Raw genomic sequence first — 26194 nt, 5'->3', positions numbered from 1 at the left:
GCGGGCCGCACCTGGGCTAATAGTGCGGCGGCACGTCCCGCCGCATCCGTTCGTCGTTCGGGCCGGATGCCTGCTTCCCCGTCGTGGGAGCGGCATCCGGTTCGTCGTCCGGCCGCTCATCCCCCGGCACCGGTTCCGAGGACGTCCCCGGCGCGGGCGTCAGCTTCGCACGACGCGAGCCCGGCACCTTCTCGACGCGCTGGCGCCCGCGCTTGCCGTCATTCGATGACATCGAGGGGCTGCGTGTCCGGATCGACGGCGGTGGTGTCGGGGCCGACGCCGAGCATCGCGGCGATGCGCGCGGCGACCTCCGCCGGGTCGCTGTACAGATCGAATGCGTGCACCCGCACGTAGTGCCACCCGAGACGGCGGAGGATCTGCGGGCGGAGCCGCAGCGACTCGCGCAGGGACTCGCCGTGCGCCTCGGGGTCGCTCTCTGCGACGACCGCACGGCCGCCGTGCTGGGCGACGAGCGGGAGCAGTCCGCGGTAGTGGACGTCGACAGAGACGCCGAGACGACGCAGTTCGCGTGCGAGCGCGAGGGTCAGCGGGTCAGCGAGATCCTCGAGGCGCGCCTCGCGTGCGCGCGCGGCGATGCCGCCGAGGATCCCCATGAGCGTCGCGGCGCCGTATTCGAGCCGCCCCTCGTCGAAGGCGCTCGGCCGGATCGACGACACGATCACCATCGAGCGCCGGGCACGCGTCATCCCGACCGTGAGCAGCCGTTCCCCGTCGACGGTGGAGAGGTCGCCGAAGTCGCTCAGCACGCGACCGTGCTTCGTGAGCCCGTAGCCGAGCGAGAAGATCACGCGGTCGCGGCTCTCCGCGACCGACTCCTCGAGGGTGAGGACGGCGAACGGCTCCGCGGTGTCACGCGACACGAAGTCCGCGACGTCGGAGCGGCCCGCGAACGCCTCGCCGACCGCCGCGCGCACGCGTTCGGCATGACGGCGGGATGCGGTGACCACCATGAGCGATTCGCTGCCGCGGTTGACGGCGTGCTCGACGACGAGCGTGACGACGCGCGCCACTTCGGCGTCCGGGCTCTCGACGGCGCCGGTAATCGGATCGGGCGCGCCGACGCCCCCCTCGACGTAGTCCACGCCGAGGCTCCCTCGGCCGAGGTACGAGCCCGCCCACGGCAGCGACACGATCTCGCCGCCGTAGAAGGCGTCGTTGACGAGTTCGGCGAGATCCTCTCCCCCGGCGCGATAGCTGTGGGTGAGCGTCTCCACGGGCAGGAGCTCGGCGAGCCGCTCGAATACGCTGACGTCGTCGAACGCGGGCGCCGGACGCTCCTCGTCGCTGCCGCGCAGCTCGGCGGCCACCTCGAACGCGGTCGGCTTCTGCGTCACGGGGTCGCCGAAGACGACGACCTGTCCCGCACGGCGCAGGGCGGGTGCGGCCTCCGCGAGGGACAGGGATGCCGCATCCGCGATCAGCACGGCGTCGAAGACCGGGTCGGCCGGGATCTGGGGCACGTCGTAGGGCGAGGCGAGCCACACCGGGGCGAGCGTCCGCATGAGGGTCGGAGCGGTCGCGGAGAGCTCCCTGGACGAGGAGACGCCGGCCTTCAGCGCCTGCTTGAGCGCGGTCGCCTCCTGCGGCTCATCGACGATCCCGATGCGCCACTGCGTGGCGAGGGCGGCTGCCAGGAGCGGCCCGGATGCGGCGGCGTGCGCCTCATCCACGAGCCGGAAGTCGCGCTCCAGACGATCGACGACGGCCGTGTTCGCACCCAGGAGCGCCTTGTCGGTGCGCAGAAGGTGCTCGAGCGCGGACTGCCACCACGCGAACTCGAGCTCGTCGCCGACACGGTCCTCCGGGACATGCCGCACGGAGAGCTCCGCGAGCAGCGGCTCGAGACCCAGAGCCGCGAGTTCGGTGCGCAGCGTCGCCCGCTCGACGAGGTTGTCGAAGTACGCCGACTCGGCGGCGAGACCGGCGAGCGCGCGCACGAGCTGGGCCACCGGGATCGCCGTCAGCCGATCGGCGCCGTCGCGACCGAGCACGGCGTCGAGCTCGCCGAGCTCGGCGTGCACGCGCTGCCACGCCACGAGCACGTCGGCGAGCCCCACCGGGACCTCCGGAGTGATGCCGACCTCGACGAGGCGCTGCCATTCGGTGCGCTGCTGCTGGATCCGCACGAGCGCGTCGTACATGTCCGGCACGTGGACCCCGGGGCGCACGTACTCCTTTGCGAGGCGCTTGAGCCTGCGGCGCTGCGCCCCGCTCAGCGGAGACGCATCCCGCCGCGGCGCATGCGCCTGGATGAGCTCGCCGAGCGGACGCTCGAACACGGTCATGCTGAACCGGTCGAGCGAGTCGCGGATGCCCTGGAGGAGCCGCAGATACGCGCCGAGCTCGTCGATCGTCTGGAACGGCCGCATCCGCGTCTTCGCAATGAGCTCGTAACCGCGCTCGAGGAGGGCGGGCACGTCGTGATGGTGCAGCTTCCGGGCGAGCGCATGCGTCGTGCGCGCCGCATCCGTCGTCTTGAATGAGACGCCGTACCACGGCGAATCGTCCGGCCCCCAGCGGAACTCGCCGAGCCGCGCCGCGGCTGCCAGCTTGAAGGCGGCTTCCCTGCGGTTCTTCGAGAGGCGCTCGAGGGCCGCGACGTCCAGGCGGGCGGCGGTCGACGGCGCCGGGGTCTGCGCGGCGAGGTCGGTGAGGCGGCGGACGATGTCGAGCGTCGAGACGCCGAAGGCGCTCCTGCGCTCGGTGAGCGCGGTCCGGTAGTCGCGCAGGACGGCGCGCAGGCGCACGAGCGCATCGTCGATGTCCGCGACGCGCGGCTGCTCCGCCTTCTCGTTGCGGCCGATCGCGCGCACGAGATCGCGGCGGATGCTGCGCGGCGAGACCGCCAGTCCGTCGAGGCCGATGCCGGCGAGCCGGTGGCGGACGCCCTCGAGGGTGGATCGACGGGCGCTCACGACCAGGACGCGCTTGCCGGAGCCGACGAGCGCGCCGAGCGCATTGATGACGGTCTGGGTGCCGCCGGTCCCGGGAAGGGTGTGCACGGCGATCGAGTGCCCCGCCGCGATCCGCGCGAGCACGCCCTCCTGCTCGCCGTCGGCGTCGAGGAGGAGGGTGTCGGATGCGGGCGGCCGCTCGTCCGGACCGACCTGCGCGGGGGTGTCCCGGCGCATCTTCAGCAGCTCGCGCGCATCGATGTGCCCCGCGAGCGCGTCCAGCACCGGATGCTCGAGGTCTGCGGCGTCGCGCTCCATGGCCGAGGCGACATCGGCGAACGTGGAGATGACGAGCCGCGGCTTGACGGCGAACGACGGCACGTCGACGGTGCGGGCACGCAGGTGGTCGATGACCGGCTGCGGCTTGAAGACGCCGCCGTCGTAGGCGAGAGCGGCCAGAGCGCGCCCGTCGATGGAGATTCCGTATTGCTCGGAGAGGGCGCGCACGATCTCCGGGTTGACGGAGAACGAGCCATGCGGCTTCAGTTCGAAGTCGGTGTGGTGACGTCGGATGGCGAGCGGTCGCAGCAGCACCGGCGCACAGAAGTCCTCGTCGTCGAACCGCCACGTCGCAAGCCCCACCGCGAGGTGCACGCCGTCGAGCCCCCGGGCGGTGCGCAGCTCCACGTTCTTCGCGGTGATGCGCTCGGCGGCGAGCCTCGCGTTGCGCAGGCCCACCTCGTCGCGGAAGAGGTTGGACAGAAGCGTCGACCGTCCGGTGAAGAACTGCGGAAGGCTCCCCGGGTGCGCCTTGGTGATCTCCAGCCCCGCATCGGATCCGTCGCGGAAGTGCAGTAGCGTCGATCGGCCCCCGAGCGTCGCTGCCTGCTCGCGCAGGCGCTGACGCTCAGGTTCGGCGACATGCGTCACGGTCACCCCCGGCTCCCCGAGCGCGAGATCGCCCGGCTTCACGGCCATGCGGAGGACGGGGTCCTCCACGCCGACCGCAGTCCGTCCTTCGCCTCGCCACACACGTGCCAGCGTATGCGGGCTCGCGAGGGTTCCCGGTCATTTCGGACGGCTTTCGCGGGATTCCTCCCCAACCCGCAGGCTCGGCCCGCCGGACCGCATCCACTCACAGAAGGCATTCGGTGAGCGCTGACGACGGGATGCCGGTTCAGGATGGTGCCATGACCGACGTCGCCTTCACGATCCACCCCACGCCCGTCGGCGACGCCCTCCTCGTCTTCGTCGCCGACCGGCTCGCCGCCCTCGAGATCCTCGACGGCCCGGCCGAAGCGGCGCTCGAGCGCATCGCCCTGGGTCTTCGCGTTGCTCCCCTCCACGACGATGCCGTGGGCGCGGACCTCATCACCCAGCTCGACGAGTACTTCGACGGCAGCCGCCGCGAGTTCGAGGTCGAACTGGACTGGGGCGATGTCGCCGGCTTCACGCGCGAGGCGCTGGAGGCCGTGCGCACCATCCCCTACGGAGAGACCGCCAGCTATGGCGAGGTCGCCGTGCTCGCCGGAAGACCCCGCGCGCATCGCGCCGTCGGCACCGCGTGTGCGCGCACGCCGTTCTCCCTCATCGTCCCCGCCCATCGCGTCGTCCGCGCCGACGGCTCGATCGGCGAGTACGGCGGGCATCCGGAGGTGAAGCGGGCGCTCCTCGATCTGGAGCGCGCCGCGAGCGAGTAGGCCGCCGCGGCGCGCTCCGGCACCGGTGGTATCTTCGATCCACGGCCCCGGAGCCGTCCCCCAGAGAGCAAGGAACGGGCATGCGTGCAGCGCCCCCGGATGCACCGGAACAAGCGCTCCTCGCCCGCGCCGTCGACGCACTGACGGCGCGCACCTCCTTCCCGGTCGCCTTCGGCGGGCTCGAGCGCGACGGGGCCGTCCACGTCAGCGCGATCTCCGGCGCCCGCACCCACCACCTCGAGGGGCTCGTCGTCCAGGCCGAGCGCGGACTCGGCGGCCGCGCGTTCGTCGAGCGCCGCCCGCGCCTCGCCCTCGACTACCGCACCGCCAAGACGATCACCCACGATTACGACCGCGCCATCCTCGGCGAGGGCATCGCGACCCTGTTCGCGGTGCCGATCCTCGTCTCGGGGCGCACGCGCGGCGTGCTGTACTGCGGCTCGTGGGCCCAGGCCCCGGTCGGCGAGACGCTCGCCCGGCCCGCCTTCGGCATCGCGGACGAAGTCGCCGCGGAGCTGAGGATCCGCGACGAGGTGCAGCGACGCCTCGCCCAGATCCCGCAGCCGGTCGAGGCGGCCGGGCTCGCACCCGCTGCCCGAGAGGAGCTGCGCGAGAGCTACGCGGAGCTGCGGGCGATCTCCGCGGAGGTCGGGGATGCAGCCCTGCGCGAACGGCTGCAGCACCTCGAGCGGCGCCTCGCCGCCCTCTCCAGCGAACAGGCCGACCTCGACGTCGACGTGCGGCTGTCTCCGCGCGAAGTCGACGTGCTCGCGTGTGTCGCACTCGGCGCGACGAATGCGGGAGTCGCCGAGACCCTCGGGCTCAAGGAAGTGACCATCAAGTCCTATCTCGCCTCCGCGATGGCGAAACTGGATGTCACGACTCGTCATGCCGCGGTGGCGAAAGCGCGGCGTGCGGGAATTCTGCCCTGAATCCATTCAGTGGACATAAACGACACGCGCAATTCCGGCGTGACATCGGCTCGAATGACCCGATAGGTTGGCCGCATGGCCAAAAAGATCATCCACCAGCTCGTCGATGACATCGACGGTTCGCTTCTCGAGATCGGACAGGGCGAAACCGTCCTCTTCTCTCTCGACGGAATCGCCTATGAAATCGACCTGTCGAGCGCGAATGCCGCAGCCCTGCGCGACGCATTCTCCGCTTATGTCGCAGCCGGTCGACGCATCTCCGGGCGCGCAGCGCCCGCATCCTCGGCTCGCCGCCCGCGCTCGCGTCGCGCGGCGGGGAACGAGAACCAGGCGATCCGCGAATGGGCCGATGCGAACGGATTCTCCGTCGCGACCCGCGGACGCATCCCGGAGAATGTCGTCGAGGCTTATCACGCCGCCCACTGATCGCAATTCCGCGCACAATGCGCGCGACCGCCGCGGCGCCCGCCGCCGGTCGCGCGCATTGTCCGTCTGAGCCGATTCGAGATTCCGATGCCGCGTCATGAGCCTCTTCCCATCGATCCCATCGCCGAGGCGAAAAGACAATGGGTCGCGCACGGATGGGACGATGCCGCCGAAGGCATGACCGTCGTCACCTCGATCATGCGCGCGCAACAGCTCATGCTCGCGCGCATCGACGCCGTTCTGAAGCCGTTCGGGCTCACCTTCGCCCGGTTCGAGCTGCTGCGGCTCATCGCATTCACCCACGAAGGCCGCGTGCCGCTCACGCGAGCGGTCAGGCGGCTCCAGGTGCACCCCGCGACCGTCACGAGCGCCGTCGACCGTCTCGTCAAGGACGGACTGGCCTCGCGCGAGCGGCATCCCGATGACGGGCGCGCAGCGGTGCTCGCCATCACGGAGGCCGGCCGTGACCTCGTCGATCAGGCGACGGACGCCCTCAACACCGTCTTCACCGACATCGGGATCCCGCAGGAGGACGCCGTGGACCTCGTGCGGATCATCGCACGCTTCCGCGAGCGTCAGGCGGACTTCGTCATCCGCCCGACGCCCGACCCGCTGTGAGCGGGACGCCGCTCAGCCGGCGGCGCGGATCGCGTTGATGATGCCGGAGAAGTCCTGGTTCGCGCCGTCGCCCTCGGCGAACGCCCGGTAGATCTCCCGGGCGTGCAGGCCCAGCTGCGCGTCTGCTCCGGTCAGGGCGATGGCCTGGGCGGCCAGTCCCAGATCCTTCGCCATGAGGGCGCCCGCGAAACCGGGCCGGTAGTCGTTGTTCGCCGGGCTCGTCGGCACGGGCCCCGGCACCGGGCAGTTGGTCGTCAGCGCCCAGCACTGGCCCGACGCGTGCGACGCCACGTCGAAGAGCGCCTCGTGCGAGAGCCCGAGCCGCTCCCCCAGCACGAACGCCTCCGCCACGACGATCTGCGAGACACCGAGGATCATGTTGTTGCAGACCTTCGCGGCCTGGCCGAGGCCTGCGCCGCCGCAGTGCACGATCCGGCCGCCCATCGTCTCGAGGAGCGGAAGGGCTGCGGCGAAGTCCTCGTCGGAGCCGCCGACCATGAACGCGAGCGTGGCCTTCTCGGCACCGACGACCCCGCCCGAGACGGGAGCGTCGAGACTGCGGTGGCCGGCCGCCTCGGCGAGCGCGTGCGCATCGCGCGCCTCGTCGACGGCGATCGTCGATGAGTCGATGAAGAGGGTTCCGGGCCGCGCCGCCTCCAGCAGGCTTCGCTGCGTGTCGGTGCCCCGGTACGCCTCGAGGACGTGCCGGCCCGCCGGGAACATCGTGATGACGACGTCGGCGGAGGCCGCGGCATCCGCCCCGGACTCCGCGATCGGCAGCCCGGCGTCGCGCGCCGCGTCCACCGCCGCCGGGACGACGTCGAACACGGTCACGTCGTGCCCTGCGGCCCGCAGGTTGCGCGCCATCGGCAGGCCCATGTGTCCCACGCCGAGGAAGGCGACAGCGGTCATGATGCGCTCCTTACTGCGCTGAAGAGGTCGCGGGCGACGATCCGGAGCATGATCTCGTTCGTCCCCTCGAGGATCTGGTGCACCCGCAGGTCGCGCACGACGCGTTCGATGCCGTACTCGTGCAAGTACCCGTAGCCGCCGTGCAGCTGGAGGGCCTCGTTCGCGACGCGGAACCCTGCATCCGTCGCGAACCGCTTCGCCGCAGCGCACGCTACGGTGGCATCGGGTGCGCCCGCATCCAGCTTCTCCGCCGCCCGCTGCACGAGGGCGCGGCCCGCCTGGAGGTCGATCTCCATCTCCGCGAGCGCGAACTCGACGCTCTGGCGGGTCGCGAGCGGTGCCCCGAACGTCTCACGCTCGCGCACGTACCGCAGCGTGCGCTCCAGCGCCCACTGGGCGCCGCCGAGCGAGCACGCCGCGATGTTGAGTCGGCCGCCGTCGAGGCCCTTCATGGCGATGCGGAATCCGTCGCCCTCCGCCGCGAGGCGGTTGCCGACAGGGACGCGGACGCCGTCGAAGATGACCTGACGGGTGGGCTGCGCGTTCCAGCCCATCTTCTTCTCGTGCGGGCCGAAGGACAGGCCGGGGGCGTCGCCCGGCACGACGATCGCACTCACGCCTCGAGCGCCCGGGCCGCCGGTGCGCGCCATCACGACGTACACCGCGGAGGTGCCGGCGCCGGAGATGAACTGCTTGACCCCGTTGATGACGTATTCGTCGCCCTCGCGCACAGCGCTCGTCACGAGCGCCGCCGCATCGGACCCGACGCCCGGCTCCGTCAGGCAGTAGCTGCCGAGATCCTCCATGGTGCACAGCCGCGGCATCCAGCTCGCGCGCTGCTCGTCGGTGCCGTTGGCGTCGATCATCCACGCGACCATGTTGTGGATGGAGATGTAGGCGGCGAGCGTCGGGTCGCCCTTCGCGAGCTCCTCGAAGATCGCGACGGCGTCGCTGCGGGTGAGGGCGGATCCGCCGAACTGCTCGCGCACGACGATGCCGCCGAGTCCGAGCTCGCCTGCGGCCCGCAGCGCGTCGAGGGGGAAGATGCCGCCCGCGTCGCGTTCGTTCGCGAACGGAGCGAGGTGGGCTTCGGAGAAGTCGCGGACCACGTCGATGAGCGCCGTGCGCTCCTCTGTCATTTCTGCGTACATGGTCAGTGCATCGTCGGGATGACGAAGCTCGCTCCTTCCTTGATTCCCGAGGGCCAGCGGCTCGTGACGGTCTTGGTCTTCGTGTAGAACCGGAACGCGTCCGGGCCGTGCTGGTTCAGATCGCCGAACATCGACCGCTTCCAGCCGCCGAACGTGTGGTACGCGATCGGCACCGGGATCGGCACGTTGACGCCGACCATCCCGACATCCACCCGCTCCGTGAAGTCGCGCGCGGTGTCGCCGTCGCGGGTGAAGATCGCGACGCCGTTGCCGTACTCGTGGTCCGTCGCCATCGCGAGGGCCTCTTCGTAGTCGGCCGCGCGGGCGATGACCAGCACCGGGCCGAAGATCTCCTCGCGGTAGATCGACATGTCCGTCGTGACGTGGTCGAACAGTGTGGGGCCGAGGTAGAACCCGCCCTCGTAGCCGGGCACGGTGAACCCGCGACCATCGGCGAGCAGGGTCGCCCCCTCGTCGACACCGGCCTGGATGTAGCCTTCGACGCGCTGCTTCGCCGCCCCCGTGACGAGCGGGCCGTAGTCGATCCCGGGCTCGAGCGACGGGCCGACCTTCAGCTCCTTCACGCGCTCCGCGAGCCGTGCGGCCAGGGCGTCGGCGGTCTCCTCGCCGACCGGGACGGCGACGGAGATCGCCATGCACCGCTCCCCCGCGGACCCGTAGCCGGAGCCGATGAGGGCGTCGACGGCCTGGTCGAGGTCGGCGTCGGGCATCACGATCATGTGGTTCTTCGCCCCGCCGAAGCACTGCGCACGCTTGCCGTGCGCGGCCGCCGTCGCGTAGATGTAGGCGGCGATCGGGGTGGATCCGACGAACCCGACGGCCCGCACTCGGTCATCGGTCAGCAGCGCGTCCACCGCCTCCTTGTCGCCGTTGACGACGTTCAGGACGCCGGCCGGAAGGCCCGCCTCCAGGAATAGCTCCGCGATCCGCAGCGGTACGGAGGGATCGCGCTCAGAGGGCTTCAGGATGAAGGCGTTGCCCGCCGCGAGCGCGGGACCCATCTTCCACAGCGGGATCATCGCCGGGAAGTTGAACGGCGTGATCCCCGCCACGACGCCGAGCGGCTGCCGGAGCGAGTACACGTCGATCCCGGTGCCGACCCCGGTGGAGTACTCGCCCTTCAGCAGATGCGGTGCACCCACGCAGACCTCGATGACCTCGACGCCGCGCTGGATGTCGCCCTTCGCATCCTCGACCGACTTGCCGTGCTCGCTCGAGAGCAGGCGGGCGAGGTCGTCCATGTCGCGCGCGACGAGTTCGAGGAACTTCATCATCACGCGAGCGCGCTTCTGCGGATTGGTCGCCGCCCACTTCGGCTGCGCGGCCTCGGCATCCGCGATCGCGGCCCGGACCTCGTCGGTCGAGGCGAGCGGCACCCGCGCCTGGACCTCCCCCGTGCTCGGATCGAAGACATCCCCGAATCGGCCGGATGCCCCCGCCCTGTGCTCTCCCCCGATGTAATGCGTCAGTTCCCGCATGTGCTCCGCCTCTTCGCGTTGTGCGCCGGTGATCGTCCTGCGATCTGGTGGATCGCAATAGTTGGATATCAAACTAGTTGCTTTGTCTTCAAAACGGAAGAACGCGGGCTGGGAGTCTCACCGGAGCATTTGGGACGAGTGTCCCACTTCGAGTATGCTCGCTTGCACCTTGTCCCTCCCCGCAATGACGCTCACGGAGAACTCATGACTGTGTCACGGACCCGGGGCCGCCTGGCCCGCACCGCATCCACCCTTGCCTTGGCCCTCGCCGCCGCGCTGGCGATCCCGACCGCCGCGCACGCTGCGCCTCCCGCATCCACGACCCCCGTGGCCGCAGGGCGCACCGCGGGGATCACGACCCCCGACGGCCGCACCTTCATCGCCGACCAGTCGGGTCGCGCCCTCGAGCTGCACGGCTTCAACGCCGGAAAGAACGGGCGTGTGAGCGCCGCCGACGTGCAGGAGATGGCGGCCAAGGGCCAGAACTTCCTCCGGCTCGTCGTGATGTGGCAGTACATCGAGCCGAAGCAGGGGCAGTACGACCAGGCGTACCTCGCGTACATCAACTCGGTGCTGACCGCGGCCGACAAGGCGGGCGTGCACGTCATGATCGACATGCACCAGGACGTCTACGGGCCCGCGTTCGGATCCAACGGGATCCCCGCCTGGGCGACCCGCACCGACGGCCTGCCGTTCCAGGCCGACCCGGACAACTGGTTCAACGGCTACTTCCAGCCGGCGGTCATGCGCGCATTCACACACCTCTACAACGACGCCGACCTGCAGAAGGCGCAGGAGGACCTCTGGGTCACGGTCGCGAAGAGCGTCCAGAACCACCAGAGCCTTCTCGGGTACGACCTGTTCAACGAGCCGTTCGGCGAGTTCCAGGACGGCGAGGACTACCCGACCGCGTCCGCTCGCATCGAGCAGACCGATCTCACGCCGATGTACAACCGGGTCATCAAGGCGATCCGCACCGTCGACCGCACCTCGTGGATGTTCGTCGAGCCGACGGTCCTCGTCGGGTACGGCGTGCCCACGCAGCTCGGCAAGATCGACGACTCCCGCGTCGGCTACGCGCCGCACTTCTACGACACGTCCGTCGAGGACGGGGCTGATTGGGACCCGTCGAACGGTTTCGTCGAGAACTACGAGGCGGCCATCTCGCTGTACGCCACGGAGAACAAGATGCCGCTCATCGTCGGCGAGTGGGGTCCGCCCAACTCACGCACCCCGGGCAACTCGGCGCTGGTGGCCGCCCAGGTCGCGTCGATGGAGCGCTTCGCCACCGGATGGTCGATGTGGTACTGGTGCAAGAGTGACCACGGCGGATACTGCGCGATGGATGCCGCAGGCAACCCCGCCCCCGGCGACGAGCCCGCCTTCGGCCCGTATGCCGCCGCGACGGCCGGCATCCCCGGTTCGGAGCACTACGACGCGACCACCGGAGCGTACGCCCTGACGTACACGGCGGGCGCGGGCTCGACCGAGATCTTCGTGCCCACGTCGGTGTACGGGTCGAAGCCCGTCATCGCCGTGACGGGCGGGCAGCCGCACTACGACGCCACGAAGCAGCTGCTGCGGATCACGGCGAAGCCGGGCACGGCGGTGTCGGTGACGCTCGGGAAGTAGGCGCCGGCCCGGCAGGCGCGAGGCCCTCGCTCTGGATCGCTCAGTCGGTCCAGGGCGAGGGCCGCTCCTCGTCACGGGTCGCGTCGTCGGGCACGTGCGGAAGCGCGCTCCCACCGGCGCGGATGCACAGCCAGCGGAGCTCGCCCGGAGAGTCGGGCATCGCGCGCCACGTCCGCCACACGCCCTGTCCCACCCGCACGGCGGTGCCGGGACCCACATCCACCACGTCCTCGTCGAGCCCCATCTGACCGCGGCCCTCGAGGAACACGTACAGCTCCTCGATCTGGTCGTGGGTGTGCCAGTACCCGGCCTCCTCGCCGGGAACGAAGGCGTTCGCCGTCATCCCGATGTACTGCATCGCGATGTCGTGGTCGACGGCCCTGCGGCCGTCACGGGAACTCGACGGACGCAGCCCGCCATAGTGCCCGCGCCACGTGTCGAGTCCGCCCATGTCCAGCACTTCGTAGTCGCTCATCACTTCAGGCTAGGGCGGATGCAGGGAGCGTCGGCTCGATTCAGCCGACCCTGACCTCGGCGACGGCCGCGGACCCGACGGGGTCCGTGAGCTCGAGGCCGAGATCGACGAGGATGACACGGCCGGCGAGGTCCACGCGTGCCGCGAGCCCCCTCTTCATCGCGCCGAAAGTGACGGTCGTCTCCGCCGGGAGGACCACCCCGTCAGAGGCGCCGTCATCCGCATCCAGGCCGCTGGGGAGATCGACGGCGACGACGCGGGGATGCAGCGGGAGCAGGAGAGTCACGATCTCCCTGGCCCGCCCGCGGAGTGCGCCACGCGCGCCGATCCCGAGGATGCCGTCGACGACGAGGCCGTACGAGGATGCCGGCTCGACGATCTCGTGCGCTCCGGCGGCGAGCGCTGCCGTCCACGCCTCGTCGTGGACACGATCCGCCGTCCGCAGCAGATCGACGCGGATGCCTTGCGTGGCGAGGGCGGCCGCTGCGAACAGTGCATCGCCGCCGTTGTCTCCTGCGCCGGCGAGGACGAGGATCGTCTGCGGCCCGTGCTCGGCGACGACCGCGGCCAGGGCGGCCGCGGCACGTTTCATGAGCGGGACGCCGGCCGCGAGCAGCGGCGCCTCGGCCGCCCGCACCTGCGCGGCGGTGTAGGTCGGGACCACGGATTTCACCGTCATCGCGCGCACCTAGGTCAGGTGTTCCGCGAGGAAGGCCAACACGGCTTCGTTCACGTCCGGATGGGAGAGCAGTTCGATGCCGTGGTCCTTCCCCGGGATCACGATGAGCTTCTTGTCGGTCGACGGCGAGACCTCGTAGAACGTCTTCGTCGCGGGCGTCGAGCCGAACCCGTCGTCATCCCCGGTGACGAACAGGGCGGGGCAGCGCACGGCGGCCGCCGACGGCTCGACGGGGACGCGCTGCAGTGCGACCTCGGGCGAGAGGCTCACGAGGGCGGCGGGTTGCGGGTCGAGCGCCGCTGCCGCGACGATAGACGCCTTCGCCCCCTCCGAGCCGCCCAGCACCGCGATGCTCCCCGCTCCACTCGCGCGCAGGTGCTTCACGACGGCCTGAAGGTTCTCTCCGGAGTTGCCGACATAGTTGTAGAGCGCGACGCGGAAGCCCTTGTCGAGGAGCGTCCTCGCGAACGGCAGCCACACGCACAGGTCGCCGTCGCTCTGATTCGAGATGACGACGGTGCGCGTGCCGGAGCCGAGCAGGACCACCTCGAGCCCCGGTGTGCCGGAGACGTCGGCGGTCGTCCCGCCGAGACCGGCCCAGCAGGGCTTCGGAGCGGATGCGGCGGCGGTCGGCGTCGGAGAGGTCGCCGCCCCCTCGGAAGGGCTGCCCGCGCTGCACGCCGCGAGGGCGAGGAGGAGTGCGGCGGATGCGGCGGCGACGGCCGCACGCCGACCGAGCGCCGAGGCGGACATGCCGCCAGCTGAGGAGCCCGCGCGAGACCGGACCATCATGTGAGGTACCGCTCACCGACAGGCACGGGAACCGACAGCACGTTGCCCGGCTGCGCGAGCGGGCACGCCCAGGCCGGGTCGTATGCGCACGACGGGTTGTACGCGAAGTTGAAGTCGACCACGATCGTGCCGCGTTCGGCATCCGATCCGAGGTCCGCTCCCTTGATCGTGTCGATGAGGTAGCGGCCGCCGCCATAGGTGCCGTTGTCGCGGCCCGCGAGGGCATCGCGCACGGGGATGAAGATGCCGCCGCCGTATGATGCCAAGCGCCACACGTCGAGGGAGCCGGCATCCGGAATCTCGATCCGGCCCACCCGTTCGAACGGAACTATGCCGTCCGTACCCGTCGCGAACTCGAAACCCCCTGGTTCGGCAGGGAGGATCGGCAGCTCGAACCGCCAATCGGGCTCGTACGGGGCGATCGGCAGCCCCTCGAAACCCGGCCGGTCCTCGGGCAGCAGCGGCGTCGCGGGATGCCGCAGCATCAGCTCATCGCGCCCCCGTCGCCACAGCTCGTGCGCCTCCCCGGGCTTCGGGGTCCGGCGCACCTCGGCGTAGAGGGCGTAGACGCGCCGCCGCCAGTCGACGACCTCGAAGGCAGTGCGCGCAGAGACGGCCATCCGCCCAGGCTACGCGCCGGCAAGACGGGACTGTGAGGCGATCGAGCGAGCGGTCGCCACTGGCCTACGCTTCGATCATGAAGTGGCGGACGGCACTTGTCGGCTGCGGCGTGCTGATTGCAGTGGCGGTGACCGGGTGCACCGCGAGTCAGGGCGCCCCGGTGACCCCGCCGGGACCAAGCAGTTCGCCGCTGCCGCAGACCGATGGTCCGTCAGGCCAGGCGACGCTCGAGCACATCGTGATCATCGTGGAAGAGAACAAGCCGGCGACTTCGATCATCGGCAACCCGGATGCCCCGTACCTCAACAGCCTCGCGCAGACCTACGCACAGGCGGACCGATACTCCGCCGTCACGCATCCGAGCCTGCCCAATTACCTGGCGCTGACCAGCGGCACGACCACCGGGATCACATCGGACTGCGCGCCCGGCGGCTCGTGCCTGGTGACCGGCCCGAACCTCGCCCAGGCGATCGACCGCTCGGGTCGAACCTGGAAGATGTACGCCGAGAGCATGACCGCGCCCTGCAGCACCGCGAACACGAACACATACGCGGTCAAGCACAATCCCTTCCTCTACTTTCCGAGCGTCACCACAGACCGCGCATACTGCTCGTCGCACGACGTGCCCTACGACCGCTTCGTCGACGACCTCGCCGGTACGAACACGCTGCCGAACCTCGCCTTCATCAGCCCGAACCTGTGCAACGACATGCACGACTGCTCGATCCAGACGGGCGACCACTGGCTCCAGGCCAACGTCCCCCGCATCCTGTCCTCGCCCGCGTTCACGTCCCAGCGCTCGCTCCTGGTGGTGACATTCGATGAGGGCGACGCAGCCGACAACACCGTGGCGTGCGTCTTCGCCGGACCGGTCGCGCGCTCGCACACGCGGTCGTCCACACCCTTCACCCATTACTCGCTGCTTCGGACGATCGAGTCGGAATGGGGGATCGCCCCGTTGACCGGGGAAGACGCCGCCTCGACCCCGATGACCGCGCTCCTCAACTGAGGTCAGTCGCGCCTTTCGGGTGCACCGTGAAGGGTCGAGCACGAGGATCGTTGTCGGCAGCTCCTCGACGACGACCGCCGCCAGAGCCGCGGCCGGGCTAGCCACCCCTCAGCCCGTCCGGGTGAAGACCCCGAGTCCCGTCGGCGTGGGAACCTGCGGGTAGGAGTTGAAGTAGGTCAGGGTCACGCCGGCGACTTTCCCCGCGGTGCGGGTGAAGACGGCGGACGACAGCGACCCGGGCAGCGCGTTCTCCCCGTGCGGCGCGAACGACAGCGTGTCGCCGTTCCAGGGGTCGATCGCGAAGGTGTAGCCCCCGGTCGGCCCCATGGTCCCCTGGAGCTTCCCGTTCTTCTCGGTGATGGTGAGGGTGCCGAAGTACGGGCTCGAGTAGGTGCCGGTGTAGTCGGTCGTCGGCCCGGGAGCGGCGGCGCCTGCGGGCGGCTTCTCGCCCGCGAGGTCGCCCGACGGAGCGTTGTAGTTCGCGAAGAACCCGCTCATCGTGCCGACCCAGTCGCGCGTCGGAGCGCCGTACATGACGTTGTCGAGGAACTCCTGCGTCACCGCCTCCGGCACGCCGATGGGCGCTCCGTTCGTGAGGACGACGATGCCGAGATCGAGGTCGGGGACCATGGATGCCGCGGTCGCCGTCCCGAGCCCGAAGGCTCCCGAGTGGCTCAGCACGACGCGTCCGCCCGCGCCGGAGCCGACGTTGATCCCGAAACCGTAGTGGCCGGGACGTTGGTCCAGCGTCGTGTTGTGCGAGCTGACGATCTGCGCCGAGAACGCCTGGGTCAGCGGCGCGGGGTCGATGAACGGCTTGCCGGCGACCTTCCCGTTGGCGAGGACCATCGCCATCCACTTCGCGACGTCGCCCGCGGTGGACGCGATGCCCCCTGCCGGCGCCTCAGCGTCCGGATCGCGATCGAACAGCGGCTCGAAGCTGTCCTTGCCGATCCGCGCGTGCTGGACGGCCCGATCGGGGGTCGCGAGGAAGACCGCGTGGGACGAGGTCGTCGACGTCATCCCGAGGGGCTTGAACAGCAGGTCGTCGGCGGTCTGCTCCCACGATTCACCACGCGATGCCGCGACCGCCTCAGCCCCTGTTGTCAGGCCGAAGTTCGAGTACTGGTAGGTGATCCGGAACGGCGCGAGCGGGATGTCGTGCAGGTGGTCGAGGATGTATGCGCGGTCGTAGCCGAGGTCCTCAAGATCGTCGCCGCCGCCCGTCGGGATGCCCGTGCGGTGCGCGAAGTAGTCGCCGATCTGGGCGTTGTCCGTCACGTACGGGTCGTTCATCGTGAAGCCGGGCATGAGATCGCGTACAGGCGTCGACCACGAGAGGCTCTTGTCCTCGGTCATCGCTTTCGCCGCGACGGTCGCCGAGATGGGTTTCGACAGCGAGGCGATCAGGAAGAGCGTCTTGTCGTCGACCTTCTGGCCCGTCCGTACGTCGCGCACCCCAAAAGAGCCCTGATAGATCGTCTTCCCCTTGGACACCACGGCGACCTGCGCGCCGGGCACGCCCGTGCGTTTGAGGGCGTCCTCGACCTCGCCGGGAAGCTTCTTCAGCGCGGCCTGGATCGCTGCGCCCCGCCCCGTGTACAGCGGGATGACGTCCTGGTTCGGCGCCTGTCCGGTATCGACGGCGATGGTGGATGCCGCTCCGGCCGATGCCGCCGCGCATCCTGCCGTCGCCCCCAGCGTGAGTGCCGTCAGCGCGACAGCGACGATCGCCCGCCGTGCGAGCACGCTCCGATTCATGTCCCCGATGCGCATAGCGATCCCCTTCCCCCACCTCACGCTAAGGCGCGTGCGAATCCAGGGGCTAGGGACTCAGGTCAGGGTTCCCGGGTGGCCGTCACCTGAAATGCGCGGTCACGGGAGTTCAGCGGACGCCGCACGTCGGCGTCGTAGCCCCCCGGGACTGACTCGGATACACTCATCCTCACAGCGAAAGTGATGTGATTTTCACAGCGATTGCTCAGGATGATGGGCAGACCTCCGGGGGTGAACGCGTGTCGCTCACACAGCTCGTGAACCATGTCGCGACAGAGGTGGGTCGTCCCGCGCTGCTTGAGGATCGTCGCCAGCGGGTGGTCGCATACAGCCCCCAGTCGGACGTGATCGACCCCGTCCGCGAGGTGTCCATCCTGCGTCACCGGGCGTCGCCCGCGGTGAGCGACTGGCTGCGCGACCTCGGCGTGTACCGCTCCCGCGAAGTCATGCACGTTCCCGCGAACTCCGCGCTCGGGATGCTGCCTCGATTGTGCATCCCGGTCTCCACCGGATCTTTCTCGTTCGGCCATCTCTGGTTCATCGAGGCGCCTGACGTGATGAGCGACTCGGACGTCCGGCGCGCCACGCGCTTCGCGGGCGCCATCGGCGAGGAGTGGCAACGGCAGGACGAAGATGAAGTCGAGTCCCGCACCGTCGAACGGGGGTTCGCCCGCACCTTGCTGACGGAGTCGGGCGACCAGGTCAGAGAGGCGGCCGAATGGGCGGTGGACCGTCTCGGAGTATCCAGTCGGGCGGCAGCACGCGCGTATGTGATCAGTTGCGATGTGGATGCGGACGCGGAAGTCGCCGAGCTGCGCGGCGCACTGGCGGTCGCCTCCCGGATGTCGGCTGGGGCCGTTGGCACCGCTCTGCGGCTGGTGCGCCACGACCACGCGGTGCTCATCGAAGCCGCGTACTCGCACGACGACATCGAGGACTCGGCGCAGCGGGTCCTCTCGATCAGCGAGGAGGTGCTCGGCCGACTGGGCACCGTCTCCGTGGGCGTCGGGCCGCTCGCACCGGCGCTGGCCGAGGTCCGCACCAGCTACGAGCGCGCGCGGGAGGCCATCCGGATCTCCCACGTCTTCCGGCTCGCGGATCGCATCACGCACTGGGATCGACTGGGCGCTTACCGGGGCTTGCACGCCGCGGCCGAGCGCGGCATGCGCGCGGATGAATTCCACGATGTCGAGCGGCTCCGCGCAGAGCGTGACGGCGACATGCTGCTCGCCACGCTCGCTGAGTTCCTTCGTCGTGGCGGACACGTGCAGAGCACCGCGAGCCGGCTTCGCGTCCACCGCAGCTCGCTCTATCACCGTCTCTCACGTATCGAGACCGTGCTCGGGGTCGACCTGCAGGACGGCATGCACCGGCTGGGTCTTCACATGGCCATCATGCTCTCGGAGGCCGAGAGGCCGGGCTGATCGCCGACGAGCGACATTCGTCGCATCTGCCTCGTCCGAGCCGCGTCATTTCGCGGATGCCCCGCCGAAGCGCCGTCCCTAGGCTCGACGGAGCGTCGGCCAACGAGGGCAGGCGTCGAAAGGAGCATCTCGACATGACGGATCTCGAGGAGCAGAGGACGCGGCGGCGTCGGCGGGGCCTCGCGGCCCTCCTGACAACGTCTGTCGTGGCCTGCGGAATGCTGGCGACGACTCCGGCGATGGCGGCCCCGGCGGAGGCCCCGGCCCCGGCGCCGATCGAGCCGACCTTCCAAGACGGCCTGTCGCAGGCCGTGTTCACGACGAACAAGGCGCAGTGGGTACGCCAGGAGGCATGGGTCGAAAGCAGCGTCGACTCAGACGGCGACGGCAAGAACGACCTCGTGCACATCGACGTCACGCGCGTCCCTGAGACGAATGACGGACTGAAAGTCCCGGTCATTATGGAGATGAGTCCGTACTACGCGGGCGGTAGCAGCGTCGGCAACTGGAGCGTGGATCACGAGATCGGGGCACCGCCGACCACGAAGCCCGGGTTCCCGGCACCCAAGGCCCCCGCCACGAGCCCCAAGATCTCCTCGTCATGGGAGAGCGCCTGGGTACCGCGCGGCTTCGCCGTCGTACACGCGGAGTCGCTCGGCAGCGGTTTCTCCGAAGGGTGCCCGACCTCGGGCGGACCCAACGAGTCGGCGGGCGGCAGGGCCGTGGTCGACTGGCTGAACGGGCGGGTGAAGGCGTACTCGAGCCCGGCCCGCACGACGGAGGTTTCGGCGAGCAGCTGGGCCACCGGCAGCGTCGGCATGATCGGGACGTCATACAACGGCACCCTGCCTATCGGTGTCGCCAGCACCGGTGTTAAGGGACTGGATGCCATCGTCCCGGTCTCGGCGATCTCGGACTGGTACAACTACTACCGCGCGAACGGCGCAGTCCGTGCGCCCGGCGGCTACCAGGGCGAGGACCTCGATGTTCTGGCCGACTACGTGCACACACGCCTTCCGCAGTCGCAGTGCCAGCCGTTCATCGATGAGTTGCGCGCGAAAGAGGACCGCGCGAGCGGTGATCGAACGGCGTTCTGGGCGGAGCGGGACTACCTCGCGCATCCCGAGAAGATCAAGGCGGCGACGCTCGTCGCACACGGTCTCAACGACTGGAACGTCATGACCAAGAACGCCTCGGACCTCTATGAGGCGCTCAAGAAGACCGGCACTCCGCATCAGATCTACCTGCACCAGGGCGGTCACGGCGGCAACCCGACGGACACGATGCTGAACCGCTGGTTCACGCGGTACCTGTACAAGGTGCAGAACGGCGTCGAGAAGCTTCCGAAGGCGTACGTGGTGCGCGAGGACAAAGTGCTCACCGAGTACTCGGACTGGCCTGACACGAATGCACGCCCCGCCACCGTGTGGCTGGGCGCCGCGTCCGAAGCGAACACCGTCGGAACGCTTCGGTTCACGAAGGACGCACAGGCCCCGACGGAGACGATCGTCGATGACGCGTCGAAGAAGGTGTCGGCGCTTGCCGCCGCGACGCAGTCTCCGAACCGCCTCGAGTACCGGACGCCCGTGCTGAACGACGATATGCGCCTGTCAGGTACGCCGACGGTGTCGCTGAACGTCTCAGTCGACCGTCCGAAGGCCAACCTCTCCGCGGTCCTGCTCCAATACTCGGACACGGGCGCGGCGAAGGTGATCTCGCGCGGCTGGATGGATGTCGAGAACCGCAACAGTGACGCGGTCACCGACTCGATCGAGCCCGGCCAGTTCTACCAGTTCTCGTTCGCGTTCGAGCCGAAGGACTACATCTTCGCCAAGGGCACCAGCATCGGCGTGATGGTGATCAGTTCCGACAACGAGTACACGGTCCGTCCTGCCGCCGGGACGACGCTCACCGTCAACCCGACGAAGTCCAAGGTGAGCCTGCCGATCGTCGGCGGCAACGCCAAGCTGGTCCAGAGCATCGACTTCCACGGAGCCGGGCTCGGAGCGCCAGGTCCTCGCAACTGAGGCTGTGACCTCGGAGCGGATGTGGGGCACGGGTCCGTCGACCCGTGCCCCACGTGACGTGACATTGATCGAAGCGAGTAGCCCCAGTCAGGAACCGGGGGGTCAGGGCGATGCTTGACCGCCCGCGATCTGATGCGCGGCGCGTGCTCACGACCTACTGTGCCCCCTGGAGGGACTCGAACACGTTTTGAGCATTTTGCATGACGACCTGAAACGACAACTTCCGCGGAATTACGCGGGGTTTCGGAAGCTCGACGACATCGAAAGACGTCCGAAAACAGCTAGCTGCGAACAGGATGCGGCCAAAATGCGGCCAAAAATGCCCCATCCGGGCCAGTGTCTGAGCGGATGTCGTGGAACCTTCTTCCAGGATGCGGCCACGCCCGAATTCTACGCGAGTGGTTTTGAGCATTCTGCTTGCGTGACGACGCCATATGCAGGTTCTTGAAGCAGACTGCTCAAATCTGTGTCCGATCGCGGACGGCGAGCGGCGCGACCGAAATGCAGAATACTTCCCCTCCGAGCCGAAGTGCAGTATTGTTCCCAATAGCGCCAACGAGAACCATAGTTCACATGGAGGCCTGACATGCAGCTGCCGTCCACCCCGGCGTTCGCGTCCGTCGTCCGCGGTCACCGGCTGCGCGCGAACATGACGCAGGACGAACTGGCCCAGGCCGTCCACAAGAGTCGCCGTTGGGTGCACGACCTCGAGTCGGGCAAGGTCGACCCGTCGCTCAGCGCCACGATCGATGTCGCTGCGGCCCTGGGGTTCACCGTGACCCTTGAACCCAGTGAACGCTCCGGCGTCCTCGACGCGTTGTTCGAGGACCTCTGATGGCCGACGCTCTCGATCTCTGGCTCGACGAGCGCTTCGCCGGCAAGCTCCTGCGCGGCGAGCAGAACCAGGTCGAGTTCCTCTACGACGAGGACTACCTCGGCCAGCGCGATGCGACCCCGCTGTCGGCGACCATGCCCGTGACCGAACTCGGGCACGGGCCGGACGTCGTCATGCCGTGGCTGTCGAACCTGCTCCCCGACGCCGAGGGGGTCCGCAGCCGGTGGGCGGCGAAGTTCGGCGAGCGTCGCACCGATCCGTTCACGCTCCTGGCCCACATGGGCGAAGACGCACCGGGGTCCGTCCAGGTCGTCCCCGAGGGTGTGGTGCCCTCCGACGCCGGGGAGCTGTCGCCGATGTCAGGGAGCGAGATCGCCCGGCGGGTGCGCGCCATCCTCGACGACCCGGACCATTGGGTCGATGACACGGATGACGATCAGAGCCGGTTCTCCCTCGGCGGCAACCAGGGCAAGTTCGCGCTCGCCCAGATCGACGGCCAGTGGTTCGAGCCGAATGGGCGGGCGCCCAGCACGCACATTGTCAAACCGGGGATGGTGCTGAAGACGGGGCACACGGACGACCACGTCCAAGCCGTCGAGTTCACCACGATGCGTGCCGCACGCGCCGTCGGGGTCCGCGCGGCCCAGGTCGACATCCTCGACTTCGCCGGCGTACCCGCGTTCGTGACGACACGATTCGATCGACGCCTCTCGCGAGAGGACAAGGTCCTGCGGGTGCACGGGGAGGACTTCTGCCAGGCCCTCCGCGTCTACCCCTCGCTTAAGTACGAGCAGGACGGCGGCCCGACCATGGCCGACATGGTGAGCCTTGTCCGTGGCACCTCGTCGCCGGCCTACCGCATCGAGGATGAGCGGGCCCTCACGAGGCTCTTCGTGTTCAACCTGCTCGCGGCGGGCGTCGACGCGCACGCGAAGAACCACAGCATGCTCCACCTCGGTGCGATCACCAGGCTCGCCCCTGCGTACGACCTCATCTCCGCGCACGGATTGTGGACCGAGGAGCGCGTGAAGTTCAGGGCGGATGCCGCGGTGAAGTATGGCAAGGAGCGCAAGTACCGTCAGATCTCCGGCCGAAACCTCGCGCGCAGCGCCGATGTCCTCGGAGTGTCCAGGAGCGCCTTCGACCGCGTTCTTCGGGAGATGGCCCAGCAGCTCCCCGACGCCGTCGAGGATGCCGTCACTGCAGTCCCTGGGACCATGGTGACTGACGAGCTGCGCGCCATGCCTGGCCGCCTCGACCGCTTCGCCTCGGAGTTCGTGGAGCGCTGGGACGGCGAAGACGTGACCCTGCGGGCCCTCCCCCGATTCCCAGGCGTGACGTCCGTCGCCCGCCCCGACGCCGGGCGGATCTGGGAACCTGGTCGCTGGCGCGGCGACCGATGGACCACAGGCCGATACCGCACCCGCTCCACGCGCTGACCCTCGACCGCCGCGCATGCCGCCCGGGAAGGACAGGCCCTTCGCATCGTCCTTTTAAAAGGACAAAGAACCACAACGTCCTGCTTACAGGACCCAGTGCTATGCTGTCCTGCAGGGAGGACGTCGTCATGGACGCTGTGACATTCGCCGATCTGATCGCGGCACCGCCGATTCCGCGGGTCGAGCTCGCGCAACGGGCCGGCGTCTCGCGCAACACGGAGTGGGTGCTGCGTCAGGACCAGAGTCGCGCGCGCCTGGACACACTCCGGGAGATCGCGCTGGCCTGCGGGTTCGACATCGAGATCCGCTTAGACCGTGCGTACCAGCCGGCGGCTGCGGCTGCGGCACGGGATCTGCTCGACGATCTGACCGACATGGACCCGCCCCTCTTGCGCGCCGATCTCGGAGCGTGGCGGGACAGACTGCTGCGGTATGTGCGAGCAGACGACGGGGATGAGGGCTCCGTTGACCCACTACGTCTCGTCTCCGAGGCTGCGGCGCTGTCTGCGCCGCAGAATTCCCCTGACGCGATCATGCTCGCCGGCCGCAACGACCTCGAGCGGTTGATGTCTGCAGCCAGCGCGACCTCCACCGAGTACCGCGACCACCGATATGTCTTCTCTGGTGGAGCGGCTCTTCGAGCACTGAGGGTCGAGCTGCCTCATGACCTCACCACGATCGCGAGTGCCGAGAGCGAGCAGGAGCGATGGGCGAAGATGCCGACCGTTGTGTGGACATCCTTGCCGACACAGTTCTCCCGCTACCTCATGGAGACACACCGGTCGGTACGCACCGCGCGCGCGGCGACGGTGATCATCGCGCCTCTGGCGCCTCATCACCTCGTTCGCGCAGCTGAGCCCGGCGGGGTTCCGCTGGTGTCCCCCATCCAGGCGGTCATCGACAGTCTGGGCGTCGGTGGCGACCTGGGCCTCACGGCGCTCGACTTGGCAAGGAGTTGGTGAACGATGACGGGCAATGACCGCAGCCCGCGCTGGGGCGCAGGGCCCGAGCAGTACGGGGCACCGACAGCGCGACCGCCGCGCACGCTCCCGGTGAGCGGGACCGCGCGGGTGCGGCCTGAGTTCGCCCAGGCCGCGCTCCAGCAGGAGCAGCTTCGCCTGACCGGCGTGTATTGGGACATCGCCCACGTCGACCTGTCCGTGATCGGACACGCCAAGGACCTCTCGACAAGCGACGCATCCGAGCGCGCGCGGCAGCGGTTCCGGGCACGCAAGCCCGACTTCATCTGGGATGCCGCACGGCTGGAAGGCAACACCTTCACGCTGCCCGAGGTGCGCACGCTACTGGAGGGAGTCACCGTGCAGGGCAAGCCTCTGGATGACCAGAACCAGATCCTCGCGCTGAACGAGGGCTTCAACGAACTGGACCGTCTGGTGGGGAACGGACAGTTCGATCTCACCAAGCCCGTTTCCGATCGGCTGCATGCGCTGGTCGCGGCACACGAGGCGATCGACTCCGGGATGTTCCGCGGAGAGGGTCAGGCGACAGGTGGCGGCACCGTGCGCCTCTCCTCCGGTGGGGTCGTCGACGGCCGACCGCACGGCGATGGTGGCGTGCTGCTGCGCGAGGCGTATGCGGACTTGCTGGACTACCTCACCGACGAGCCGGACCCTCGGGTTCGCGCGCTCGTGTACGCGGCGTCCGTGATCCGTCACCAGCTCTACTTCGACGGCAACAAGCGCACCGCGAAACTCATGGCCAGCGGCGAGCTCATGAGACATGGATTCGACGCGATCTCCATCCCGTACGCGCGGCTGTACGAGCAGAACCTCGCCCTCGACGAGCTCTTCACGACGGACGACGCCACCGGACTGATGAGACTGATGGCGGATTGCGCTCGATAACCCAGTGACTTACTGCCCTGCATGGGCCGGCAGGAGCCCCCGGAGGCCACTCGTCGTGGCCCGCTCAGCGTCCGAGCGATGGCCCGCCTGGGCCGGACGGACCGTAGAGAAGCCCCGTGCCGTACGGGTCGACGGCCGGCGCGCGCCGCGGCTCCTGGATGCGCACTTCGGGTGCGAGACCGAGGTCGCGCGCACGACTCATGATGCGCGTCGCGGTGCTCTGACTGATCCGGAGGGTGTCGGCGACGAGCTTGAGCGGCGGGAAGCTGAGCGCCGTCGCGATGCGGTAGACGGTGACTCCCTGATGGAGCAACTCCGAGCTGTCCCGCTCACCGCGCTCACGCTCGCGGCCGAGGAACTCTCGCACGGGGATGGGCCGGATCTCGCCGTCATCCGTGACGTCGTTGACCGTGACGACGTCGAAGGCCGACATCGTCATGATCCAGTGCGTGCGCACCTCGCGCAGCACCTGGCTCGTGATATCGACGCCTCCCCCGTCGCGCTCGAGGGCGGCGAGGGCGACTGCGGAGCGCCCGAGCTCGGCATCCCACTCGACGCGCACCGTGATCATTCCGGGCACGCCCTGCTCGCCCGAGACGCGCGCGTGCCACGACTTGGGGAGCGTCACGCCGCTCCCCAGATCGATGCGTTCGTCGCTGATGTCGTACGTCTGGACGTCTGCCATGAAGCCCACTATTCCAGGTTGTCGCGGATTCGTGAAGAAGAGTGTCGATCTTGGCTCACATCTGTGCTAGCTTTCGGTGAAGAGAGACTGACACTCTTGGCTCACGAAAGGAGAAGGGCGATGAACCGGTCACCGCAAAGCCTCGCTCTGACGATGAAGGATGCCGCGAAGCTCGTCGGCGTCGACTACCGCACGATCAAGCTCGGCATCGAGAGCGGGACCATCCCGACGGTCCAGCTGGGCCCGCGCCGGATGATCCCCCGCGTCGGGCTGCTCCGCGCCTTCGGCGTTGACGTCTAGTTCGCACCGTACGCGTCAAGGAGACGGGATCGCATTACGGGCCACTTGCCCATGCAACAGACCTATTTTCTGTGATGTGTCGATTTCGGAGGCGCTCGCACGTCGTACTGCTGAGTCGACATCCGACGTCGACCAGAGTCAGAAGGAGCACATCATGTCTGCTTACGTTTTTGCTTTCCGCAACAACCCCGCCGTGACCGCCACCGAGGAAGAGGTCGCTGCGTGGGGCGCCTGGTTCCAGAAGCTCGGCTCGGCGGTGACCGACATGGGCAGCCGCGTCGGGGCGACGGCGCTGCTGGGAACGTCCGCTGGACCCAACGCATTGTCCGGCTACGTGCTTGTCGATGCGGCCGACCTGACCGCGGCGACGGCACTGGCCGAAGGATGCCCCGGCCTCTCCCGCGGTGGCAGCGTCGAGGTGGGCGAACTGACCGAGATGTAGACCAGCGACGTTGATGGGGCGGTCAGGCGCCTTCGGCGTG

The 26194-nt window shown here is 69.0% G+C and carries 25 protein-coding genes; 14 read left to right on the top strand and 11 right to left on the bottom strand.

The features are described from left to right. Positions 1–16 precede the first annotated feature (16 nt). Together QSV35_RS17985 and QSV35_RS17980 are read right to left on the bottom strand one after the other, a co-directional pair. Positions 17–232: a hypothetical protein gene (locus QSV35_RS17985; RefSeq protein ID WP_286290250.1), complete on the bottom strand. Its 216-nt coding sequence runs from the start codon at positions 230–232 to the stop codon at positions 17–19. Continuing rightward, positions 219–3893, bottom strand: coding sequence for an AAA family ATPase (locus QSV35_RS17980; RefSeq protein WP_286290298.1), 3675 nt, complete (start codon positions 3891–3893; stop codon positions 219–221). The genes QSV35_RS17985 and QSV35_RS17980 overlap by 14 nt, the downstream gene beginning before the upstream one ends. Positions 3894–4105: 212 nt before the next feature. Between QSV35_RS17980 and QSV35_RS17975 the strand changes: the two genes are divergently transcribed. The 4 genes from QSV35_RS17975 (at position 4106) to QSV35_RS17960 (ending at position 6591) form a co-directional block, all read left to right on the top strand. Then, on the top strand, positions 4106–4615 hold the full coding sequence (locus tag QSV35_RS17975) for a methylated-DNA--[protein]-cysteine S-methyltransferase (protein WP_286290248.1): 510 nt from the start codon (positions 4106–4108) through the stop codon (positions 4613–4615). 80 nt (positions 4616–4695) lie between these two features. Next, the gene (locus QSV35_RS17970; RefSeq protein WP_286290245.1) at positions 4696–5547 is read left to right on the top strand and encodes a LuxR C-terminal-related transcriptional regulator; all 852 of its coding nucleotides are present in this window, start codon (positions 4696–4698) and stop codon (positions 5545–5547) included. Positions 5548–5622: 75 nt separating this feature from the next. Beyond that, complete coding sequence (locus tag QSV35_RS17965; RefSeq protein WP_286290243.1) at positions 5623–5973, top strand: histone-like nucleoid-structuring protein Lsr2; 351 nt, start codon at positions 5623–5625, stop codon at positions 5971–5973. 87 nt (positions 5974–6060) lie between these two features. After that, a complete protein-coding gene (locus tag QSV35_RS17960) occupies positions 6061–6591 on the top strand; it encodes a MarR family winged helix-turn-helix transcriptional regulator (protein ID WP_286290242.1) in 531 nt (176 codons plus the stop codon). Between the two features lie 12 nt (positions 6592–6603). On the opposite strand, the gene mmsB is transcribed toward QSV35_RS17960, so the two are convergent. From mmsB to QSV35_RS17945, 3 genes are read right to left on the bottom strand one after another with little or no spacing between them, the layout of a single operon-like run. Beyond that, entirely contained in the window at positions 6604–7503 is a 900-nt protein-coding gene (mmsB, locus tag QSV35_RS17955) for a 3-hydroxyisobutyrate dehydrogenase (RefSeq protein ID WP_286290241.1), read from the bottom strand. Next, positions 7500–8654, bottom strand: a complete 1155-nt coding sequence (locus tag QSV35_RS17950) for an acyl-CoA dehydrogenase family protein (protein ID WP_286290240.1) — start codon at positions 8652–8654, stop codon at positions 7500–7502. Before QSV35_RS17950 ends, mmsB begins: the two co-directional genes overlap by 4 nt. A 2-nt stretch (positions 8655–8656) precedes the next feature. Continuing rightward, positions 8657–10153, bottom strand: a complete 1497-nt coding sequence (locus QSV35_RS17945; RefSeq protein WP_286290239.1) for a CoA-acylating methylmalonate-semialdehyde dehydrogenase — start codon at positions 10151–10153, stop codon at positions 8657–8659. A gap of 204 nt (positions 10154–10357) precedes the next feature. Between QSV35_RS17945 and QSV35_RS17940 the strand changes: the two genes are divergently transcribed. Then, a complete protein-coding gene (locus tag QSV35_RS17940) occupies positions 10358–11785 on the top strand; it encodes a cellulase family glycosylhydrolase (RefSeq protein WP_286290238.1) in 1428 nt (475 codons plus the stop codon). Positions 11786–11825: 40 nt separating this feature from the next. Here QSV35_RS17940 and QSV35_RS17935 read toward each other — a convergent pair whose 3' ends face one another. The 4 genes from QSV35_RS17935 to QSV35_RS17920 are packed head-to-tail and all read right to left on the bottom strand — an operon-like array spanning position 11826 to position 14351. After that, entirely contained in the window at positions 11826–12260 is a 435-nt protein-coding gene (locus tag QSV35_RS17935; RefSeq protein WP_286290237.1) for a cupin domain-containing protein, read from the bottom strand. Between the two features lie 40 nt (positions 12261–12300). After that, complete coding sequence (locus QSV35_RS17930) at positions 12301–12939, bottom strand: NAD(P)H-hydrate epimerase (RefSeq protein WP_286290236.1); 639 nt, start codon at positions 12937–12939, stop codon at positions 12301–12303. 9 nt (positions 12940–12948) lie between these two features. After that, positions 12949–13692, bottom strand: coding sequence for an alpha/beta hydrolase family protein (locus QSV35_RS17925; protein ID WP_286290235.1), 744 nt, complete (start codon positions 13690–13692; stop codon positions 12949–12951). Between the two features lie 35 nt (positions 13693–13727). Further along, positions 13728–14351, bottom strand: a complete 624-nt coding sequence (locus QSV35_RS17920; RefSeq protein ID WP_286290234.1) for a DUF1684 domain-containing protein — start codon at positions 14349–14351, stop codon at positions 13728–13730. A gap of 77 nt (positions 14352–14428) precedes the next feature. Between QSV35_RS17920 and QSV35_RS17915 the strand changes: the two genes are divergently transcribed. After that, positions 14429–15361 (top strand): alkaline phosphatase family protein, encoded by a 933-nt coding sequence (locus tag QSV35_RS17915; protein ID WP_286290233.1) that lies wholly within the window; start codon positions 14429–14431, stop codon positions 15359–15361. Positions 15362–15469: 108 nt separating this feature from the next. Here the strand turns inward: QSV35_RS17915 and QSV35_RS17910 are convergent, their stop codons facing one another. Then, positions 15470–17137: a serine hydrolase gene (locus QSV35_RS17910; RefSeq protein ID WP_286290232.1), complete on the bottom strand. Its 1668-nt coding sequence runs from the start codon at positions 17135–17137 to the stop codon at positions 15470–15472. A 557-nt stretch (positions 17138–17694) separates the two neighbouring features. Between QSV35_RS17910 and QSV35_RS17905 the strand changes: the two genes are divergently transcribed. From QSV35_RS17905 to QSV35_RS17880, 6 genes are all read left to right on the top strand, one after another. After that, positions 17695–18561, top strand: a complete 867-nt coding sequence (locus QSV35_RS17905) for a PucR family transcriptional regulator (protein ID WP_286290231.1) — start codon at positions 17695–17697, stop codon at positions 18559–18561. Positions 18562–18695: 134 nt separating this feature from the next. Continuing rightward, positions 18696–20588 carry a Xaa-Pro dipeptidyl-peptidase gene (locus tag QSV35_RS17900; RefSeq protein WP_286290230.1) on the top strand — a complete coding sequence of 631 codons (1893 nt, stop codon included), beginning with the start codon at positions 18696–18698 and terminating at the stop codon, positions 20586–20588. Positions 20589–21174: 586 nt separating this feature from the next. Beyond that, positions 21175–21423: a helix-turn-helix transcriptional regulator gene (locus tag QSV35_RS17895; protein WP_286290229.1), complete on the top strand. Its 249-nt coding sequence runs from the start codon at positions 21175–21177 to the stop codon at positions 21421–21423. Beyond that, the gene (locus tag QSV35_RS17890; RefSeq protein ID WP_286290228.1) at positions 21423–22862 is read left to right on the top strand and encodes a HipA domain-containing protein; all 1440 of its coding nucleotides are present in this window, start codon (positions 21423–21425) and stop codon (positions 22860–22862) included. The genes QSV35_RS17895 and QSV35_RS17890 overlap by 1 nt, the downstream gene beginning before the upstream one ends. Before the next feature lie 128 nt (positions 22863–22990). Next, the gene (locus tag QSV35_RS17885; RefSeq protein ID WP_286290227.1) at positions 22991–23824 is read left to right on the top strand and encodes a hypothetical protein; all 834 of its coding nucleotides are present in this window, start codon (positions 22991–22993) and stop codon (positions 23822–23824) included. 3 nt (positions 23825–23827) lie between these two features. Continuing rightward, positions 23828–24727 (top strand): Fic family protein, encoded by a 900-nt coding sequence (locus QSV35_RS17880; RefSeq protein WP_286290226.1) that lies wholly within the window; start codon positions 23828–23830, stop codon positions 24725–24727. Positions 24728–24791: 64 nt separating this feature from the next. Here QSV35_RS17880 and QSV35_RS17875 read toward each other — a convergent pair whose 3' ends face one another. Further along, positions 24792–25412, bottom strand: coding sequence for a hypothetical protein (locus tag QSV35_RS17875; RefSeq protein ID WP_286290225.1), 621 nt, complete (start codon positions 25410–25412; stop codon positions 24792–24794). Between the two features lie 120 nt (positions 25413–25532). Between QSV35_RS17875 and QSV35_RS17870 the strand changes: the two genes are divergently transcribed. Beyond that, positions 25533–25712 (top strand): helix-turn-helix domain-containing protein, encoded by a 180-nt coding sequence (locus QSV35_RS17870; protein ID WP_286290224.1) that lies wholly within the window; start codon positions 25533–25535, stop codon positions 25710–25712. 154 nt (positions 25713–25866) lie between these two features. After that, positions 25867–26154 (top strand): hypothetical protein, encoded by a 288-nt coding sequence (locus QSV35_RS17865; protein WP_286290223.1) that lies wholly within the window; start codon positions 25867–25869, stop codon positions 26152–26154. The last annotated feature ends 40 nt before the right edge of the window (positions 26155–26194 follow it).

It is taken from the genome of Microbacterium candidum, from assembly GCF_030315975.1.
Lineage (GTDB): Bacteria > Actinomycetota > Actinomycetes > Actinomycetales > Microbacteriaceae > Microbacterium > Microbacterium candidum.
The sequence above is the reverse complement of the archived record's forward strand: the minus strand, read 5'-3'. Positions and strand labels throughout refer to the sequence as shown.